Source organism: Acidisoma cellulosilyticum (assembly GCF_020621385.1).
In the GTDB taxonomy this organism is placed as follows: Bacteria; Pseudomonadota; Alphaproteobacteria; order Acetobacterales; family Acetobacteraceae; genus Acidisoma; species Acidisoma cellulosilyticum.
Genome location: NZ_JAESVA010000005.1, coordinates 523,554 through 542,899 on the forward strand (window position 1 = coordinate 523,554; position 19,346 = coordinate 542,899).

Genomic DNA, 19,346 nt, shown 5'->3' on the forward strand with positions numbered 1-19,346 from the left:
CAGACCTCCGGCGGCGGCCTTCAATGACTGCCGGATATTCAGGGACTACCCAGTCGCTAACACGGTACCGGAGTTCACGCGTTTCACGCTGAGGGTTCTATGTACCAGTTATCTCGTCGCAAGCTGCTGACGGCCACAGCCGGTTCGGCGGCCGCCTTGGCTTTGCCGATGCCGTTCATTCGCCGTGCGAATGCGGCCGGCCGCAATACGCTCGTCTTCGCATCCGCGGAGCCCGTGACGGGCAACTGGGATCCGACGAGCCACACGTCCCTGGGCCAGATCAACTTCGAAGGCTTCGTCTTCGGGCAGTTGTTCCGCACGCCCATGCGCGCGGCAGACCCGACCGCCATGGTCTGGGAATTGGCGACGGGCCAGAAGCTGGTCGACCCCTATACGCTTGAAATCACGCTGCGCGACGGCGTCACCTTCCACAACGGCGCGACCTTCGGGGCCGAAGACGTGAAGGCGACGATGGAATATTTCACCGACCCCGCGCGCCCCGCCAGCGCCTTCTTTCCGGGCCAGTGCGAGGTCGAGGTCGTCGACCGTCTGACCGCCCGCGTGCACACCAAAAAGTTCGGCTTCCCGGCCTCGGCCTTCCAGTTCATGGGCGGCTATATGGCGATCCTGTCCGCAGCCGATGTGAAGAACCCGGCCATTCTGGCGCAGCGGCCGAACGGCACCGGGCCGTTCAAATTTACCAATCAGAAGGGCAACGTCACTTATCTCGACGCCTTCGACAAATACTATCAGGGTCGTCCGATCCTGGATCAGGTCCAGTTCAGCTATGTCGGTGACGCGACAACCCGCGTGCTCGGCCTGCTCAGCGGCGATATCGACATTCTGCAGCGGCTGGAGCCGGAGCAGTATGCGACGCTGAAGAAGGACAAGCGCGTGGCCGTCAGCCGCACGCTGTCGACGGAAAACAAGTATCTGCATTTCCGCTGCAACAAGAAGCCCTTCGACAACCCCCTGGTGCGTCTGGCCGCCTGCCATGCCATCGACCGCTCGCAGATCATGGATCTGATGGGCGATGCCGGCGGGCAGTCCAGCGACTATATCAGCCCGCTGAAATTCGGTTATGAGGCGGTGCCGAACTATCCGGAATTCGATGCCGACAAGTGCCAGGCGCTACTGAAACAGGCGGGCTTCCCCAATGGTCAGGGCCTGCCGGAAATCGACTATATCACCTCGACCGGATTTTACCCCAAGACCAAGGATTACGGTGAGCTGATCACCGGCATGATGCAGGACCAGGGCTTCAACGTTAAGCTGAACGTCATGGAAACCGGCGCCTGGGGCGATGTGCTGTATCAGCACAAGGGCCAGGAACCGGCCGGGCATATGATCGATTGCGGCTGGTCCACGGCGACGCCGGAGCCCGACATGGTGCTGCGCGCCATGTTCTATTCCAAGGCGGGTCCCGTCGGCGGCATCATCAACGGCATTTCCGATCCCGATATCGATGCGGCTTTCCTGGCCGAGCATACCGAGACGGATACCGCGAAGCGCAAGATGCTGGTGGGCAAGGCAACCGAGGTCATCGCGTCCAAGGCGCCGTCGCTGTCGCTGTTCACCTCGGTCAATCTGAACGCCGTCAATGCGGGCCTCAAGGATTTCTATATCTATCCGAACGGGCCGATGGATGTGCACAAGGCGAGCTTCGCAGCCGCCTAAGACGGAGGCCGCGTCATGGCTTTTCTCGCGACCTTTCTGATCCGCCGCCTGGCGCAGGGTCTGCTCATCGTGCTGATCGTGTCTTTCGCGATCTTCACGGCGCTGCGCCTTGTGCCGGGTGATCCGGCGCGCCTGATCCTGGGCCCCATGGCAAGCGACGCCGTGGTGGAGCAGACGGCGCGCGAGATGGGCCTGCGCGACCCGATCCCCGTGCAATATGTCCATTGGCTTGGGCAGGTTCTGCACGGGAATCTCGGTACCTCCTTCATCAAGGCGAAATCGGGCGGGGAGGCAGCCGGTGGCCGCGATGTCTCGGCTTTAGGCGACAAGGCAACGGTTGTGGAACTGCTGGAGCAGTCGGTACCGATGACCTTGCAGCTGGCCGCCCTCGCACTCGTCTTCGCCTTCATGATATCGCTGCCGATCGGCATTCTGGCGGGGATGAATTCCGGCGGCTGGTTCGACCGTTTCGCGGTCTATCTGGGCTCTGCCTTCGTCTCCATCCCCAATTTCTGGCTGGCGATCGTGCTCGCTCTGGTGGTGACGGCCGAACTGCAATGGATTCCCTCCATCGGTTATGAGGGCTTCGCTTATACCATCCTGCCGGCCTTCGTGATCGCGATCGAGATGTCGCCCATCTTCATGCGCAGCCTGGCGAGTTCCATCGCTTCGGCCAAGCAGCGCAATTTCGTGCAATTAGCGGATGTGCGCGGCCTCTCCAAACGCCGCGTCTTCCTGCGTCATATCCTGCGCAATGCGGCGGTGCCGGTGCTGAACGTCTTCGGCGTGCAGATCGGCGCCATGCTCGGCGGTGTGCTGATCGTCGAATATATCTTCAACTATCCCGGTGTCGGGCTACTGACCGTACAGGCGGTGCTGGAACGCGATTTCCCCGTCATTCAGGGCGTCGCGCTGATCTCTGCCTGTCTCTTCGTCGTGATCAATATCCTCGTCGATCTTATTTCGACGAAGATCGACCCGAGGTTGGATTTCTGATGTCCTCAGACACGGTTATCGAAACGGCCCCGCCGCGCACGCGCGCGCGGATGGAAACACCGGGCCGGCGCATCTGGCGCGCGACCTATCAACAGTTCGAGTTCAAACTCGGCCTTTTCCTGTTGGTCGTGCTGGTGGGTGCGGCGCTGATCTATCCGCATATGACCAAGCTGTCGCCGACGCGCATGCATATCATGCAGCGCTTCTGGCCGCCGGTCTTTCTGCCGGGCGGGCATTGGTCGCATCTGCTCGGCACCGATCAGCTGGGCCGCGATCTGTTCCTGCGCTCGCTGATCGGTTTGCAGAATGCGTTGATGATCAGCGTCTCCGCCGTCATCATCATGTTCGTGGTCGGCGCCATCGTCGGGCTTCTGGCGGGTTTCTACGGCGGCATCATCGACACGGTACTGATGCGCATCACGGACGCGCAGCTGGCCGTGCCGGTCATCATCCTGGCCATCACCATCCTGACGGTGCATCGGCCGAGCCCGGAAAGCGTCACTCTGGTGCTCGCCTTGTCTGGCTGGCCTGGCTATGCGCGCGTCGTGCGCTCCGTCACGCTCGCCGAGCGACAGCGCGAATATGTGCGCGGCGCCAAGATCCTCGGCGCATCGCCGATCCGCATCATGCTGCAGATGATCGCGCCGAACGTGTTGCCGCCCATCGCTTTCGTCGCCGTGCTGGATATCGCGCGCATGATGATTTTCGAGGCGATCCTGGGCTTCATCGGCATCGGCGTACAGCCGCCGACGCCGACCTTCGGCAATATCATCGCCGACGGCCGTCAGTACCTGATCAATGCCTGGTGGATTTCCACCATGCCGGGCGCCTTCCTGTTCACGACGCTGCTCGGCATCAATCTGGTCGGCTCCTCCATCGAGCGTGCGCGCAACAAGGTTCTGGAGGGACGGATCTGATGGCGACCTTGGCGTCAGTCCCGCTGCTGCGGCTGGAGAATCTGTCCATTACCCGGCCGGATGGGTCATTCGTTCTGGCGGGCGTCGATCTGACGGTGCCGGCGGACGGCGTGCTCGGCATTCTGGGTGAAAGCGGCGCCGGCAAGACGACGCTGGCCAAGGCCATGGCGGGCTGGGTCTCGGACCCACTGCGCGTGACCGGCGGCGGCATCCGCTTTCGCGGTGAGGATCTGCTCAGCCGCGACGTGCAGAAGAAAGTCCGCCCGCGCATCGGCTTCATCGGCGCCGACCCCGGCAATGCTTTCGACCCGACGCTGCCCGTGGGCGTGCAGATCGCCGAGAAGCTGTTGGCCGTGGCCCCGGACACGGCTGCGGCCGAGGCGAAGAAGCGCGTCATCGCGCTGCTGGATGCCGTGCGCATCCCTTCCGCCGCGCGACGGTTCGCGGAGTTTCCCGGCCAGTATTCGGGCGGCATGCTGCAGCGCGCGGTGATTGTGGATGCGCTGATCAACGAGCCTGACCTGCTCATCTGCGACAATATCATCCAGCCGCTGGACGTGACGGTGGCGGCCCAGATCGTGCGGCTGCTGAAGGAACTGCGCGTCCGCACCAATGCCGGCATCGTCTTCATCACAACCTCCGTCCCCTCGGTCGCCGAAATCGCGGATGAGGTTGCGGTGCTCGCCGCCGGGCGCATCGTCGAGCGTGGTCTGCCCATGGCCATCGCCCGCACGCCGCAGCATGCGGTGACGCAGGAACTGGTCGCCCGCACGCCGCGTATCTGGACGGGCGAACCCGCGCCGGAACCGTCATCCGCCGAAGTCACGCCCATCCTGCAGGTCTCCGACATCACCAAGACCTATTCGGTGAAGGATCGCGCCCGCTTCTTCGGCAAGCAGCATGTGCAGGCCGTGCGCGGCGTCAGCTTCGATGTCTATCAGGGCGACAATTTCGGTCTGGTCGGCGAATCCGGCTGCGGCAAGTCCACGCTGTCCCGGCTGCTGTCCTGGGTGGAGGAGCCCGACAGCGGCGCCATCCTGTTCGAAGGCAAGAATATCGCGGAGATGACGGGGCGCGAGCGTTTCGGCATGCGCCGTGGCTTCCAGCTGCTGTTGCAGGACCCCTATAACTGCCTGCCGCCGCATCTGCCGGTGGGCCGCACCATCGGCATGGCGCTGTCCATCCATGGCGTCGGCCGCAAGGAGACCGCCGAGCGGGTTCGCGCCGCCATGGCCGAGGTCGGGCTGTCGCCCGACGATCTGCACCGTCTGCCGGTGGGGATGAGCGCGGGGCAGCGCCAGCGCGTCAATATCGCGCGCGCCTTGGTGCTGGAGCCCAAGCTGCTCATTCTTGATGAGACGCTATCGGCGCTCGATCCGGTGGAGCAGGGGCGTTTGCTCAATCTGTTCGAGCGGTTGCAGGCCAAGCATGGGTTGACCTATCTCTTTATCTCCCATGACCTCGCCATGGTGCGGCGCGTCTGCACCCGCATCGCGGTCATGTATCTGGGCAAGATGGTGGAAATCGCCGATACCGGCGGTGTCTTCTACGACCCCGGCCACCCTTACACGAAGGCGCTGCTTTCGGCCGTGCCGACGCTGGACGAGCGGCCCTATCGGACGGAAGATGTGCTGCTGGACGGGGAACCGCCCAGCCCGATCGACCTGCCGCCCGGCTGTTCCTTCACCGCGCGCTGCCCGGAAGCGATGACGACCTGCCGCATCAAGGAACCGGCTTTGTGGAGCCGCCAGCCCGGCCGGCTCGCCGCCTGCCACGTGACCGCGCCCGCGCCCTGATTCTGCTTCACGGAAGACTGAGACTGCCATGATCAATACGACCCGCCTGCATAAGCTGATGGATGATTTCATCCCCCATGGCGGCACGCCGGACGGCGGCATGCATCGGCTGACGCTTTCGGCCGAGGACGGTGCGGCGCGCGACCATCTGGCGGCATGGTTTACCGAGCAGGAAATGACGCTCACCGTCGATCGCATGGGCAATATGGTCGGGTTGCTGGATTGGGCCGGGCCGGACGCACCGGTGGTCATGACCGGCTCGCATCTCGACAGCCAGCCGCGCGGTGGGCGTTTCGACGGCGCCTATGGCGTGCTGGCCGCCTGCGAAGCGGTTCAGGCCGTGCGGGAGGAGATGGCGGCGACCGGAAAGGCCCCGCGCTGCAACCTCGCCATTGTCGATTGGACGAATGAGGAGGGCGCGCGCTTCCAGCCCAGCCTGCTCGGTGCCTCCGTCTATACCGGCATGATGACGGCCGAGGACGCGCTGTCCCGGCGTGACGGCGACGGCATCACGGTCGCCGAAGCGCTGAAGGACATCGGCTATGATGGGCGCGACAAAAACTTCCCTTATCCGCAGGCCTATATCGAGCTGCATGTGGAATGCGCGAAGGTGCTGGAGGCGAACGGCCAGCATTTCGGCGCCATTACCCGCCACTGGGGCGCCGTGAAATACCGGCTCGCCTATATCGGTCGTCAGGCCCATACCGGCCCGACGCCGATGGCGGACCGGCATGACGCGCTGCTGGGCGCGGCGCATCTGATCTCCGCCCTCGGCGCCATGCCGGCGCGGGCCGCCGGCACCTTGCATACCTCGGTCGGGCGGCTGGAAGTATCCCCGAATTCCCCCAATGTCGTGCCCGGTGAAGCGGTGATGTTCCTGGAACTCCGCTCGCCGGATCAGGCCGTGCTGGACTGGGCGGAGGCTGAGATGCTCGCCGCCGCCGATGTCGGCGCGGAGATTGCCCGCGTGACGCATGAGACGCGCTTCATCGACCGCCGCCCGGTCGGCTATTTCGATGAAGGGTTGGTGGCGCTCGCGACCGATTGCGCGGCCGAACTCGGCCATGGCACCATGCGGCTGGATACCATTGCGGCGCATGACGGCATCTGCATGATCCCCATCTGCCCCTCCATCGTCGTGAACGTGCCGAGCGTCGACGGCGTCTGCCATCACCCATCCGAATATACGGCGCCGGATGATATCGAGCTTGGTGTCGAGATCCTGGCCCGCATGCTCTACAAGCTTTGCGATGAAGGTCTGGACGTTTTGCAGGGAAAAGCATGAACCTCGCGGACGCGATTGCGGCCTCGCCCTGGGCCGGGGCGATCCCGCGTCCGGGTGTCGCGGCGGTGGCTTCCCCCATGTGGCAGGCGGTGGAATGGTCCAACGCGATCATCGGCGACGGCGCTGACGCGATCTTCCTGAAATGCCTGGAGCCTGATATGGCCGGCGCGATCGACCCGGTCGCGGCCTATGACGGCGCGCTGGCGGCAGCCGGGCAGGGCGTCGGGCCGGAGGTGCTGTTTGCATCGGCGGATCGGCAGGCCATCGGCTTCCGCTATCTGGCCGCGCCCTGGCGTCATGCCTGGCTGGGCGATTTGCAAAATCCCGATGTGCTGGCAGGCGTGATCGCGGCAAAAAAGGCATTTCGGCAGGCGCCGCCGCTGACCCGTGTTTGGGATGTCTTCGCGGCGTTTCGGTTCTGGCTTGCCCGTGCGGCAGAGACGGGCACGGCACTGCCCGCCGATATGCCGGCCTTGGCGCAGGTCGTGGATCAGATCGCGCAGGCGATCACCGCTGCCGGGTTTGATCTGGCACCCGGCCATAATGATGGTCAGGCCTCCAATATCATGCTGGGGTCAGACGGCGCGGTCATGCTGGTCGATTGCGACTGCGCGGGGATGAGCGATCCCTATTACGACTTGGCAGCCATCCTGGGCGAGGCCTGCCTGTTCGAGGCCGATTGGCGCGCCGGCATCGTCCTGCATGACGGTGCCTGCGCCGAGCCTGTGCTGCTCCGCTGCCGCGCCTATAGCGTGGTCGATGACCTGCTATGGGGTCTGCGCGGCCTTGTTCTGTCTCAGACCTCGCCACGACGCGGCCTCGAATTCCTGAAATATGGGGAGTGGCGCCTGCTGCGCGCGCGCTCCGCCTTGCGGGATGCCAAGATCCCCCAACGCCTGAATCAGATCTAGGTCGCACCCATGGAAAGACGGTTGGGAGAGGCGGATACGGAAGCCGAGGTCGATCTGGAAGTGGCGGTCGGCCGCGTCTCGGCCTGGGCCGGGCAGGACCTGCGCTATGCGCCCGTCTCAGGCGGCATCAGCAACCCTAATTGGCGCGTTTGGGTAGGCGATTCCCCGGCCAGCTTCTTCGTCAAAATCCCTGGCAAAGGGACGGAGATGTTCATCGACCGTGCGGCGGCGCTGGATGCCAGCCGCAAGGCCGCAAGTCTGGGCATCGGCCCCAAAGTCTACGAATATCTGGCGGCTGACGGGATTGAGATCACCGATTTCATTGAGGGCCGGCGGTCCTGCACCCATGTCGATTTCCGCAATCTCGATCTTTGCCGCACCGCGCTCGATGTTTATCGCCAGCTGCATGACGCGAGCCCGCTGGTGCTGACCAAGACGGTGTTCGACATGATCGATGAACATGTCGATCAGGTGAAGACGCTCGGCGGCTGGGTGCCGCCCGATTTCGATTGGCTGAATACGGAATATCGCCGCGCGCGCGCCGCGCTGGAGGCATCGGGCCTCGACCTCGTGCCTTGTTTCAACGACCCGATGGCCGGTAATTTCATGGTCGACGATGCCGGCACCATCATGCTCATCGACTACGAATATGCATCGAACAACGACCGTTGCTACGACCTGGGCATCTGGTTCGGGGAGATGTTTTTTGATGAGGCAACGGAACTGGCGCTGATCGAGCATTATTTCGGTCGTGTCGATCCGGCCTTGGTCGCGCGCGTCGCGGTGCATCGGGCGCTGGCCGACGTCAAATGGGCGACCTGGTCGATGGTGCAGCAGAAAGTCTCCGCGCTCGACTTCGACTTCTATAAATACGGCGTCTGGAAACATATGCGCGCCCGCGCGGTCTTCCTCGACCCGCGCTGGGATAGCTGGCTGGCGGCGGTCTAGAATCTCTGTTGGGCTTTGATCGGAAGCGCCCCTCTATCGTCGCCCGCGGCCTGTCCGGCCGAGCCTCGTGCCGCGGGTCTACCCATTCCGGCGCCCAGACGCTGATGGGGCGCCGCGGCGGGTGGGTCCCCGGGACAAGCCCGGGGAAGACGAAGGGGGAGGTGGGCGGCGGCAGTAGAAGGCCACAAAAGTAAAAGCCAACAGTCGTTGAGAAAACTCAGCGCTTTTCCGTCGTCATTTCCGTGCGACCTCATCGCCATCGGCGCGCCCCTCTATCGTCGCCCGCGGCCTGTCCGGCCGAGCCTCGTGCCGCGGGTCTACCCATTCCGGCGCCCAGACGCTGATGTGGCGCCGCGGCGGGTAGGTCCCCGGGACAAGCCCGGGGAAGACGAAGGCGGAGGTGGGCTGGTCGGCTAGTCGTCTATCCAAACGCGACAGACTATAGAATGCAGCCCTTTATCGCAGAACCGTCCAGATGCGTTCCGACGGCAAGCGACCGCCGACGCCGGATGTATAGGCGCGCAGTTCATTGACCATGGCCTCGTCGCTGTCGAACAGCTCCTCGATCTGGCTGGCATAGCAGCGGGCAACCGCCAGACGATGGTCGATGTCGATCCCGGTGGTTGAAGGCTCTGCGTGCCATTGGAAGAAGTCCAATGTCTCTGCAATGCGGCCGGGGCGCTCCTTCGGAAATCGCCCGGCGGCATAGGGCCATTCCTCATACAGGCGCAGCTCCAGCGCTTCGCTGTCGGCAAGGCGTCTGGCGGCTGCGATGACAGCCTGATGGTCGGCATGCCGGCCCAGTCCCAGGGGTGCGTAGACAATGTCCGCTTTGAAATCCTGAACTTGGGCCAGCATTCTGGCTTGGATCTCATCGACAATGGCGTCGTCGCGGCCGTCGATGGTCCTGAACATGTCCGCTCTCGTGGGATAGAGCGCTTCCCCGTCCGTGCCGCGCCGATAGATCGCTTCGAGCAACCCCTCGTGATGCACATCGACGCCGAGAAGCGCGCAGGCCTGCCGATCCTCCTCACGACGCGCGACATAGGGGCGGTCGCCGCGTCCCCAGATGGCATGATATCTCTGGGCCAGCGGAGACAGGGGTTCAGGCGCGTCCCCGGTAAACAGGGTGATCATACGGACATTCTCCCCCGCAGCCCTTTGGGACGAAATCACCCCTGCGCAGCTGAGTGGGACATCGTCCAGATGCGGAGAGAAATACAGATGGTTCATGGTTGGCTTCGACTTTCGCGCAATCCTCGGAACCTTATCGCTGACCGATTTGCGCCGCAAACGGCCGGCTATCCGGTCGTTTGGTCGTGCGATGCCATTGTGATAAGGTCGCGCGCTACCAGTGGAGGGGCAAATGTCCCAGGCATCGCGCGGCGGTGACGGGCTGACCAAGTTCCAGCGATATCGGCAGCGTCAGCAACATCGCGGCATGAAAATGCTGCGGATTTGGGTCCCGGATACCAGCCATCCTGACTTTGCCGCCGAAGCGAAGCGGCAGGGCGCGCTGCTGCGTGGCCGACCGGAAGAGGCCGAGGCGATGGGCGTTATCGAGGCGAGTTTCGACTGGCCTGAGCGGTGAGGCTCGGGCTGAACCGCTCATCCCTCACCGGAACCCACCCTCCCGCTGCAGTTTGAGGCGTTTGATCTTCCGGTGCAGCGTGGCGCGGCTGATGCCGAGCAGGGCCGCCGCCGCGCTGACATTGCCCTGGGCGGCGGCGAGCGCGCCTGCCAGAACCTGCTTTTCGGCGGCGGCCAAGCCGTAAGGCTCGGCCGGCAATTGCCCCAGCGCATCGCCCAGGCTGACCCCGCGCTCCATCTGCTGGGCATCGAGATTGAGAATCCGCCGCGCGGCACGGGTGGCCCCCATGATGCGCCGCTCGCCGTCCAGCGCCACCAGCGGTACGGAGACCGCATTGTCCGCCGCACAATCCTCCGGCAGCGACAGGATCAGGCAGCGGGCGAAAACCTCGTGAAAATAGGCCTGCTCGATGCGCCGCGCCGTTTCCTGCACGGCCGCCATGGCAAGCGGCAAAATATTCCCCTCCGGATCGGGCCGGAACGACGAAATATCCAAGGCGCCGGCGACCTCGCCGCCGGCATCGAACAGCGGTGCGACGGTGCAGGTGAGCTTGGTATGGCGGCTGCGGAAATGCTGATCGCGATGCACCGTCACCGGCCGCTGCTCCGCCAGACAAGTGCCGACGCCGTTGGTGCCTTCCACCGCCTCGCTCCACAGCGCACCGGTCCATAACTGCCAGTGGCGGCAGCCGCCCTCGTCGATCTCCTGCACGCGACGGGCAAGGATGACGCCCTCGCTATCCGTCATCAGCACGGCATAGCCGAGGCCGCTGGTCAGCCGATGCAGCCGGTCCAGCTCCCTGTCCGCGACATGGATCAGCCGTCCAGCATAGCCCCGCGCATGACGCAACTCCATGCCGCTCAGCATCGTCGGCGGTTCGGCGCGTTCCGGATCCAGGTTGTAGTGCAAAAGGCAGCGTCGCCAGGACGCTGATAAACCAGTGCCGTCACTCGGCCTCTCCAGAACCGACAAAACACGATCCGTGTGATGCTGTGCATGGAGCCGCCTGGAAGGGGTGAGCTGGCTCATCGTCATTGTCCTCCGAGCCACCTCTGCGTGTGGTCTCGGCCGCGATCATGTCACGCGCCCGCGCGGATTTCCATGCCGTAAGCCGGATTGCTGCGGCACAGCATGACGCAGCGCTGCGACAGCTGTCGCAGGGTTGCGACACTTCCTGATGCGAGCGGTCAAAAACGCCATCCGATCAAGTTTTCTTGTTTACCCGCCGGTGGAAACGCGCGCGACAATCAGGCTCCGCAAAACGGTTGCCGTAAAGGCCGTGGCGGAGAGGGACGGGACGAGAGACCTGAAAATCCTCATCGCCACCGCTCGCTGAAGCCATAACAAGAAACGGGAGTATGCAGATATGCAGATGAACCGAGAGGATCTGCTGCGCGCCTATCGCACCATGCGGACGATCCGCGATTTCGAAGAACGCCTGCACGTTGAATTTGCAACCGGAGAGATACCGGGATTCGTGCATCTTTACGCGGGCGAGGAGGCATCGGCCACCGGCGTCTGCACGCATTTGCGCGACGATGACTTTATCGCCTCCACCCATCGCGGCCACGGCCATTGCATCGCCAAAGGTGTCGAAGTGCAGGGCATGATGCATGAAATCTACGGCCGCAGGGACGGCGTCTGTGGCGGCAAGGGCGGATCGATGCATATCGCCGATCTCTCCAAGGGCATGCTCGGCGCCAATGGCATTGTCGGCGGCGGCCCGCCGCTCATCTGCGGTGCGGCGCTGAGTGCCAAAATCCGCAAGACGGGCGGTGTGGCCATCGCTTTTCTGGGCGACGGGGCTTCCAACCAGGGCACGACGCTGGAAAGCCTGAACCTCGCCAGCGTCTGGGCGCTGCCGGCGATCTTCGTGGTCGAAGACAATGGCTATGCCGAGGCGACGTCCTCCTCCTATTCCGTGGCCGGGTCACAGGCGGCAAGGGCGGCGGGTTTCGGCATGCCTTGCACGGAAGTCGATGGTTTCGACTTCTTCGCTGTCCACGAGGCGGCGGGTGCTGCCATCGACCGCGCCCGGCAGGGCGGCGGCCCCACCATGCTGCATGTGAAGCTCGCGCGCTATTACGGGCATTTCGAGGGAGATGCCACAACCTACCGCGCGCCGGGCGAGGTCGATCGTCTGCGTGCCGAGAAGGATTGCCTCAACCGTTTCCGCGCGCGCGTCACCGAAGCCGCGCTGATGGACGGTGTGGAACTGGATGCCGTTGATCAGGCCGTCGCGGATGAGATCGAGGTCGCGGTGCGCAATGCCAAGGCGGCCGTGATGCCGGCGGAAGCCGACCTGCTGACCGATGTCTATGTGCAATACTGACAACAGCCGGGACGGGGAGAGAAAGCGATGAGCAAGAAAAGCTATCGTCAGGCGATCAATGAGGCGCTGCGTCAGGAAATGCGGCGTGATCCGACGGTCATCATCATGGGCGAGGATGTCGCGGGCGGTGCCGGTGCGCCCGGCGAGCAGGATGCCTGGGGCGGTGTGCTGGGCGTGACCAAAGGTCTGCTGGCCGAATTCGGCCGCGACCGTATCCTGGATACGCCGCTCAGCGAAAGCGCCTATATCGGCGCGGCGGCGGGGGCGGCCGCGACCGGCCTGCGCCCGGTGGCGGAGTTGATGTTCGTCGATTTCCTGGGCGTCTGTTTCGACCAGATTTTCAATCAGGCCGCGAAATTCCGCTATATGTTCGGCGGCAAGGCGCGCACGCCGCTGGTGATCCGCGCGATGTATGGCGCGGGCTTTCGCGCCGCCAGCCAGCACAGCCAGAGCCTTTATCCGATCTTCACGCATATCCCTGGGCTGAAGGTCGTGATCCCGTCTTCCGCCTATGAGGCGAAGGGGCTGCTGATCCAATCCATCCGCGACGACGACCCGGTGATATTCCTGGAACACAAGGTTCTGTACGACACTGAGGAGGAAGTCCCGGACGAGGCCTATACCATCCCCTTCGGGGAGGCGAACCTGACGCGCGAGGGCCGGGATGTGACGATCGTCGCCATCGGCCGCATGGTCGGCCTGGCCAATGAAGCGGCGGATCGGCTTGCGAAACAGGGCATTTCCTGCACGGTGCTCGATCCGCGCACGACATCGCCGCTCGACACCGCCACCATTCTGGAATGCGTCGAGGAGACGGGGCGGCTGGTGATTGTTGATGAGGCAAGTCCGCGCTGCAATATCGCGACCGATATTTCGGCGCTGGTCGCGCAGGAGGCGTTCGGCGCGCTGAAGGCGCCGATCCGCATGGTCTGTCCGCCGCATGTGCCGGTGCCCTTCGCACCCAATCTGGAAGACGCCTATGTGCCGAGCGCTGCCAGGATCGAGGCAGCGGTGCAGAGCGTCATGGTCGCGCAGAAGAAGGCGGCCTGATCATGTCGCAAATCACGCCGATCACCATGCCGAAATTCGGTCTGGCGATGACCGAGGGCAAGGTCGCGCTCTGGTCCAAACCGGAAGGTGCGGAGATCAAGGTGGGTGACGAACTCGCCGATATCGAAACCACCAAGATCACCAATGCCTATGAAAGCCCGGTGCGGGGCAATTTGCGGCGCCATGTCGCGCCGGAGGGGGAGGATCTGCCGGTCGGCGCGCTGATCGCGGTCGTGGCCGACGCTGGCGTGCCGGATGCCGAGATCGACGCCTTTATCGCGCAGTTTCAGGCGAGTTTTGCGATTAAGGGGGGCGACGTCGCCGCTGCCCCGCCTGAACCGAAAACGATGCAGGCGGGCGCTTGGACCATCCGCTATCTTGAAACCGGGGAAGGGCAGGACGGCACGCCTATTCTGCTCATCCACGGCTTCGGCGGCGACCTCAATAACTGGCTATTCACGCAGCCGGCGCTGTCGGAGCGGCATCGGGTGATCGCGATCGATCTGCCCGGCCATGGCGGTTCCACGAAGCAGATGGATAGCGGAGACCTATCAACACTCGCCGGCGCCGTCGTTTCCCTGATGAAGGCTCTGGATTTGCCGGCCTGCCATCTCGTCGGTCATTCGCTGGGCGGCGCGGTCGCACTTCAGGTGGCACTTGACGAACCGGGGCGTGTGGCGGCGGTAACGCTGCTGGCCCCGGCGGGCATGGGCGGACCGATCAATCATGCGTTCATCCAGGGCTTCATCACCTCTGGTCGTCACAAGCAATTGCAGCCGGTGCTGGAACTGCTCTTTGCCGATCCGACGCTCGTCAGCCGCGACATGGCGGAGGAGGTGCTGCGCTTCAAACGGTTGGATGGGGCCGAGCAGGCGCTGCAAAGGATCGCGGATGCCAGTTTCGACGGCGACAGACAGCGCATCAGTCTGCGTGAGCAGGCGGCGGCACTCGGGGCTGTGCCGGTGCAGGTGATCTGGGGCGAGAAAGACCAGATTCTGCCGCCGGGCGCTGATTTGCCCGGTGGATGGACGCTGCACACGCTGCCCGATACCGGCCATATGCCGCATATGGAACGCTCGGCCGAGGTCAATCGGCTGATCCTCGATTTCACGGCCGGCTGAGCGGGGCAAGACAGGCATGTCCGAGAGTATCAAGGGTCGCGCCATTATCGTGACGGGCGCGGGAAGGGGCATAGGTGCTGCGATGGCACATGGCCTCGCCGCCGATGGCGCGTTTCTGGTCATTGCCGACCGTGACGAGGCTAATGCGCGGGGTGTCGCCGAAGCGATCACGGAAGCGGGCGGACGGGCCATGGCGCAGCCTGTGGACGTCACGCAACGCGCCAGCGTGCGGGAGATGATCAAGGCGACCGTCACGGCGTACGATCGGCTGGACGTCATCTTCAACAATGCCGGCATCGCGCAGACAAGGCCGTTCCTAAACATCACCGAGGAGGACTGGGATCAGGTGATGGATGTGAATGCCAAGGGTGTGCTTATTGCGACACAGGAGGCCGCCCGGCAGATGATCGACCAAGGGGGCGGTGGCAAGATTATCAATACCGCCTCCATCGCCGGCAAACAGGGCTATGATCCGCTGGCCCATTATTGCGCCAGTAAATTCGCGGTCGTGGCGCTGACCCAGGCCGCCGCGCGGGCCTTCGGCAAGCACCGCATTAACGTCAATGCCATTTGTCCCGGCGTCGTCGCGACCGATATGTGGAAGGTCATCGACAAGGGGTTTGTCGATGAGGGGCTGACGACGAAGGAGAACGAGGCTTTCGACAATTTCGCCAGCACCGTCCTGATGGGGCGCCCGTCACGGCCCGAGGATATGGTGGGGGTGGCGCGTTTCCTGGCCTCTTCCGCCTCCGACTATATGACCGGCCAGTCATTGATGATCGACGGCGGCATGGTTCTGGTCTGACGTCGCGCGACCGGCTGGCGCCGGTTGATCCTGATTCCAAGCCCGCGCGTTTTCATTCTTGCGCGCGGGAGAAAGTTCTGACTAGGATTGGACAGGATCATACAGGTTCGTACAGGTGGCGGCAAAATATCAACGCTTGGCCGATCTGCTGACCAGGGACATTCAGGCCGGCGCCTTCCAGCCGGGTGAGCGTCTTCCCGGTGAAATCGACCTCGCGCGCAGATTCGATGTCAGCCGCGGCACCATTCGCCAGGCGCTGTCCAGCCTGCAGGATGCCGGGCTGATCGAAACCTGGACCGGTGCCGGCTCCTTCGTCTGCTATAACGGCGCCCGTCTGGAAGATGAGCTTGGCTGGTCGCGGGCTTTGGCCCGCCACGGCGTGGCGCTGGAACCGCGCATTCTGCGCTTTGAACGGCTGGACGACAGCGCCCTGGCGGAAACTTTGGCGCTGCCGTCACCCGCATTCCTGGCGCTGGACCGTGTCCGCAGCACGGATGACGGCAAGCCGATTTCCCTCGAACTCAGCCGCCTGCCCTGGCGGGAGGATTATGCCGCTGTGCTGGAGCACGGATTGGTTGAGGGGTCTTTGCGGCGGACGCTGGAAATGCTGGAGATCCGCGCGGTCGGCGGGACCGAGGCTGCAGACCTCGTGCGTCTCTCCGCATCCGAGGCGATGGAGTTGCAGCAGACGGAAGGCGAGCCCTTCCTCGGCACCACCCGCATCGTGCATGACGCGTCAGGCGCCATCATCGAACATGTGCGCAGCCGTCTGCATCCCTCCCATTTCACGCTTCAGCTCAGCTTCGGTGAAAGCCAGAAATGACCAGTCTCGATCGCGCTTACGGCGCCTTGTTGGGTCTCGCCATTGGCGATGCCCTGGGCATGCCGACGCAATATACGCCGCGAAGCACAATTGCTGGCCGCTATGGCATTCTCGACAGTTTCCAGCCGGGGCCGGAGGACAATTTCATCAGTCGTGGCATGGCGGCCGGCCGTGTGACGGATGATACCGATCAGGCCGTCATCCTTGGTGAATTGCTGATCGAGGGCGAGGGCGTCGTCGATCCTGAGATATTCGCGGCCCGGTTGCTCGCCTGGGAAAAGCGGATGATCGCGATCGGATCGCATGATCTGCTTGGCCCCTCCACCCGCGCCGCGCTGACGCTGGTCGCGGGCGGCATGTCGACCGAACTCACCGGCCGCAGCGGCTCCACCAATGGCGCGGCGATGCGGGTCGCCCCTGTCGGTATCGCTGTCCCGGCCGCGCCGCTCACCGGCATTGTCGATGCTGTCTTTCAGACCGGCCATGTCACCCACAACACGACGGTCGCCATAGCGGGTGCCTCGGCTGTCGCGGCGGCCGTCAGCGCGGGCATTGACGGCGCATCGGTCGCCGATGCGCTGTCGATCGCCGTCGAGGCCGCAAAGCTGGGCGCGGCGCGGGGCTTTTATTTCGCGGGCGGCGATGTCGCGTCGCGCAGCGCCTGGGCGCTGGATCTGGTGCGCGGTCAAAGCGAGGAGACGGCGCTCGACCTCATCTATCGCTTGGTCGGCACAGGGGTCGCCACGAACGAGGCCGTGCCGGCGGCCCTCGCCATATGCAGCGTGGCGCCGCATGACCCCTGGCGCGTCTGCTGTCTGGCGGCCAGCCTGGGCGGGGATTGCGATACGGTCGGCGCCATCGCGGGCGCCATCATGGGCGCCTGTCATGGCGCAAGCGCTTTCCCGCCGGCCAGGGTCGCGGAACTGAACGCCGCCAATCCTGATTTGAAACTGCAAGCTTTGGCCGCCGATCTTCTCGCCCTCCGCACGCGGAAAGCGGCCTGATGGCAAACGGGGCACCGCCGCGACTGTTCACGGTCGGCAGTGTCCTCGCCGATATCCGGCTCGACGTGCCGCATCTGCCCGGTCGTGGTGGCGACGTCATCGGATCGGGCGCCAGCATCTCGGCCGGCGGCGGCTTCAATATCCTGGCCGCCGCCGCGCGGCAGGGAATGGCCTGCATCTTCGCGGGTCGTCACGGCAATGGGCCTTACGGCGCGCAGATCCGCGCGGATTGCGCGCGCGAAGGGATCGCGACCGTTCATCCGCCGGCCAGCGACGGGGATAGCGGTTTCTGTCTCGTCATGGTCGAGCCTGACGGCGAGCGGACCTTCGTCTCCAGCCCCGGGGTTGAGGCCGCATTGGCGGGGCGTCGCTTCGCGGACCTGCCGCTGCGGCCTGGCGATATCGTCTTCGCCTCCGGCTATGATCTCAGCTACCCGGAATTAGGGCCGGCGATTGCGGCTTGGATGGCCAGCCTGCCGCGCAGCATCGGCTTCGTTATCGATCCTGGCCCGCTCGTCGCGGATATCCCCGCGAGCGTGATGGCGCAGGTCATGCCGCGCGCGACGGTCTGGACCATGAACCGGCGCGAGGCTGAGCTGTTGACCGGCACCGCAGACCCGGCAGCGGCCCCGAGACGGATGCAGCTTTCACCGGACGCGCTGTTCGTTCTGCGCGACGGCGCGGCCGGCGCCTTTGTGTTAACAAGCGCGGATCAGGCGCCGGTTCTGGTGCCGTCACCGGCCGTCACCATGGTGGATTCCACCGGCGCCGGGGACACGCATGCCGGCGTGCTGATTGCGGCCCTCGCATCCGGGCTGGATGCGCTGACAGCGGTCGCACGTGCCAATGCGGCGGCGGCACTGTCGGTGACGCGGCGCGGCCCGGCGACCGCGCCGGACGCCCGCGCGCTGGACAGGTTTATTGGCGTGGCGGCCAAGTGCCCCGTGCGACGTGCAGCAGAGGTTGATTGACGATCCAACGATAACTCCAACCCGATAGGAAGCTTGACGATGTCCTTCACTCGCCGCTCCGTGCTGGCTGCCGGTGCCCTGATGGCACTTCCCGGAATTGCCCGCGCCCAGACTGCCGCTTTCAAAGGCCAGGCCTTGACCGTCGCTTCCTGGCAGAATTATGGGGCCGATGATGCGGCCACGATCAAGATGTTCGAGGATATGACCGGTGCGACGGTCAAGAACGTCTATTTCACCTCGGAAGACGATCTGCTGCAGATGCTGCGTCAGGGCGGCATGGGCAAGATCGATGTCGTTCTGCCCAATCTGGAATATGTCGCGACCGGCGCCCAGCAATCGCTGTTCCAACCGGTCGATACCTCCAAGGTCCATAGCTGGTCGATGCTGGAGGAGCGGTTCAGCGCCGACCCCTCGATCCGTCTCAACGGCCAGGTCTATGCCGTGCCCTGGGTGCAGGGTGCGACCTCGCTCGCTGTCAATACGGATGTGCATCCGACGCCCACGAGTTGGAAAGTGCTGTGGGACCCGGCGAATAAGGGCAAGGTCGGTTTCTTCGATGATCCGACGACCGCGATCATGACGGCCGCGCTTTATCTGGGGGAGGACCCGCAGAACCCGGACCTGGCCAAGGTCCGCACCGCCCTTCTGGCGCTGAAGGACAATGTGAAGCTGTTCTGGTCATCGGGCGATGACTGGAACAAGGCTTTCACCACGGGTGAAATCACCATGGGCAATCTGTGGTCGGGCCTCGCCGGTACCTTGAAGACCAACGGTCATCCGCTGGACTTTATCTTCCCCGATGACGGCACCGTCGTCTGGGGCGATACCTGGGCCATCGTGTCGAAGACGCCGCATCTCGACCTTGCCTATGCCTGGATCAATTTCCTGACCAGCCCGGCCTATTTCACGCAATGGATCGGCTCGCCCGGACCCAATCAGGAACTGGCGGTGCCGGTGAACACGGATGCCGTGAAAGCCTTGCCGCAGGCCGCCGCCGATAAGCTGATGGCGGGCCCGCTGCTCAACTACAAGGGCAAGGTTGCCTTGCAGACCGGCATCTCTCCGGCCGCGCTCAAGAAATGGACGCAGCTTTGGGAAGATGTGAAGGCATCCTGATCC

General features: G+C 64.2%; 18 protein-coding genes. 16 read left to right on the forward strand and 2 right to left on the reverse strand.

What is annotated here, in order from left to right:
* The first annotated feature begins 99 nt into the window (after positions 1-99).
* The 7 genes from ACELLULO517_RS17395 to ACELLULO517_RS17425 are packed head-to-tail and all read left to right on the forward strand — an operon-like array spanning position 100 to position 8,530.
* A complete protein-coding gene (locus ACELLULO517_RS17395; protein WP_227308671.1) occupies positions 100-1,677 on the forward strand; it encodes an ABC transporter substrate-binding protein in 1,578 nt (525 codons plus the stop codon).
* A gap of 15 nt (positions 1,678-1,692) precedes the next feature.
* Positions 1,693-2,673, forward strand: coding sequence for an ABC transporter permease (locus tag ACELLULO517_RS17400; RefSeq protein ID WP_227308672.1), 981 nt, complete (start codon positions 1,693-1,695; stop codon positions 2,671-2,673).
* On the forward strand, positions 2,673-3,590 hold the full coding sequence (locus ACELLULO517_RS17405) for an ABC transporter permease (RefSeq protein WP_227308673.1): 918 nt from the start codon (positions 2,673-2,675) through the stop codon (positions 3,588-3,590). The genes ACELLULO517_RS17400 and ACELLULO517_RS17405 overlap by 1 nt, the downstream gene beginning before the upstream one ends.
* Entirely contained in the window at positions 3,590-5,386 is a 1,797-nt protein-coding gene (locus ACELLULO517_RS17410) for an ABC transporter ATP-binding protein (RefSeq protein WP_227308674.1), read from the forward strand. Before ACELLULO517_RS17405 ends, ACELLULO517_RS17410 begins: the two co-directional genes overlap by 1 nt.
* A gap of 28 nt (positions 5,387-5,414) precedes the next feature.
* On the forward strand, positions 5,415-6,671 hold the full coding sequence (locus tag ACELLULO517_RS17415) for a Zn-dependent hydrolase (protein WP_227308675.1): 1,257 nt from the start codon (positions 5,415-5,417) through the stop codon (positions 6,669-6,671).
* Positions 6,668-7,582 carry a phosphotransferase family protein gene (locus ACELLULO517_RS17420; RefSeq protein ID WP_227308676.1) on the forward strand — a complete coding sequence of 305 codons (915 nt, stop codon included), beginning with the start codon at positions 6,668-6,670 and terminating at the stop codon, positions 7,580-7,582. Before ACELLULO517_RS17415 ends, ACELLULO517_RS17420 begins: the two co-directional genes overlap by 4 nt.
* Before the next feature lie 9 nt (positions 7,583-7,591).
* Positions 7,592-8,530, forward strand: a complete 939-nt coding sequence (locus ACELLULO517_RS17425; protein WP_227308677.1) for a choline/ethanolamine kinase family protein — start codon at positions 7,592-7,594, stop codon at positions 8,528-8,530.
* 456 nt (positions 8,531-8,986) lie between these two features.
* On the opposite strand, the gene ACELLULO517_RS17430 is transcribed toward ACELLULO517_RS17425, so the two are convergent.
* The gene (locus tag ACELLULO517_RS17430) at positions 8,987-9,763 is read right to left on the reverse strand and encodes a PIG-L deacetylase family protein (RefSeq protein ID WP_227308678.1); all 777 of its coding nucleotides are present in this window, start codon (positions 9,761-9,763) and stop codon (positions 8,987-8,989) included.
* Between the two features lie 133 nt (positions 9,764-9,896).
* Here ACELLULO517_RS17430 and ACELLULO517_RS17435 point away from each other — a divergent pair, with 133 nt between their 5' ends.
* On the forward strand, positions 9,897-10,121 hold the full coding sequence (locus ACELLULO517_RS17435; protein WP_227308679.1) for an antitoxin MazE-like protein: 225 nt from the start codon (positions 9,897-9,899) through the stop codon (positions 10,119-10,121).
* 24 nt (positions 10,122-10,145) lie between these two features.
* Here ACELLULO517_RS17435 and ACELLULO517_RS17440 read toward each other — a convergent pair whose 3' ends face one another.
* Complete coding sequence (locus ACELLULO517_RS17440) at positions 10,146-11,150, reverse strand: GAF domain-containing protein (RefSeq protein WP_227308680.1); 1,005 nt, start codon at positions 11,148-11,150, stop codon at positions 10,146-10,148.
* A 337-nt stretch (positions 11,151-11,487) separates the two neighbouring features.
* Here ACELLULO517_RS17440 and ACELLULO517_RS17445 point away from each other — a divergent pair, with 337 nt between their 5' ends.
* From ACELLULO517_RS17445 to ACELLULO517_RS17480, 8 genes are all read left to right on the forward strand, one after another.
* Positions 11,488-12,453: a thiamine pyrophosphate-dependent dehydrogenase E1 component subunit alpha gene (locus tag ACELLULO517_RS17445; protein ID WP_227308681.1), complete on the forward strand. Its 966-nt coding sequence runs from the start codon at positions 11,488-11,490 to the stop codon at positions 12,451-12,453.
* Between the two features lie 27 nt (positions 12,454-12,480).
* Entirely contained in the window at positions 12,481-13,503 is a 1,023-nt protein-coding gene (locus ACELLULO517_RS17450) for an alpha-ketoacid dehydrogenase subunit beta (protein ID WP_227308682.1), read from the forward strand.
* 2 nt (positions 13,504-13,505) lie between these two features.
* Positions 13,506-14,624: an acetoin dehydrogenase dihydrolipoyllysine-residue acetyltransferase subunit gene (locus ACELLULO517_RS17455; RefSeq protein ID WP_264481530.1), complete on the forward strand. Its 1,119-nt coding sequence runs from the start codon at positions 13,506-13,508 to the stop codon at positions 14,622-14,624.
* A gap of 16 nt (positions 14,625-14,640) precedes the next feature.
* Positions 14,641-15,429, forward strand: a complete 789-nt coding sequence (locus ACELLULO517_RS17460; protein WP_227308683.1) for an SDR family NAD(P)-dependent oxidoreductase — start codon at positions 14,641-14,643, stop codon at positions 15,427-15,429.
* 115 nt (positions 15,430-15,544) lie between these two features.
* Complete coding sequence (locus ACELLULO517_RS17465) at positions 15,545-16,252, forward strand: GntR family transcriptional regulator (RefSeq protein ID WP_227308684.1); 708 nt, start codon at positions 15,545-15,547, stop codon at positions 16,250-16,252.
* Positions 16,249-17,256 (forward strand): ADP-ribosylglycohydrolase family protein, encoded by a 1,008-nt coding sequence (locus ACELLULO517_RS17470; protein ID WP_227308685.1) that lies wholly within the window; start codon positions 16,249-16,251, stop codon positions 17,254-17,256. The genes ACELLULO517_RS17465 and ACELLULO517_RS17470 overlap by 4 nt, the downstream gene beginning before the upstream one ends.
* Positions 17,256-18,227: a PfkB family carbohydrate kinase gene (locus ACELLULO517_RS17475; protein WP_227308686.1), complete on the forward strand. Its 972-nt coding sequence runs from the start codon at positions 17,256-17,258 to the stop codon at positions 18,225-18,227. Before ACELLULO517_RS17470 ends, ACELLULO517_RS17475 begins: the two co-directional genes overlap by 1 nt.
* Positions 18,228-18,266: 39 nt before the next feature.
* The gene (locus ACELLULO517_RS17480; protein ID WP_227308687.1) at positions 18,267-19,343 is read left to right on the forward strand and encodes an ABC transporter substrate-binding protein; all 1,077 of its coding nucleotides are present in this window, start codon (positions 18,267-18,269) and stop codon (positions 19,341-19,343) included.
* Positions 19,344-19,346 lie beyond the last annotated feature (3 nt).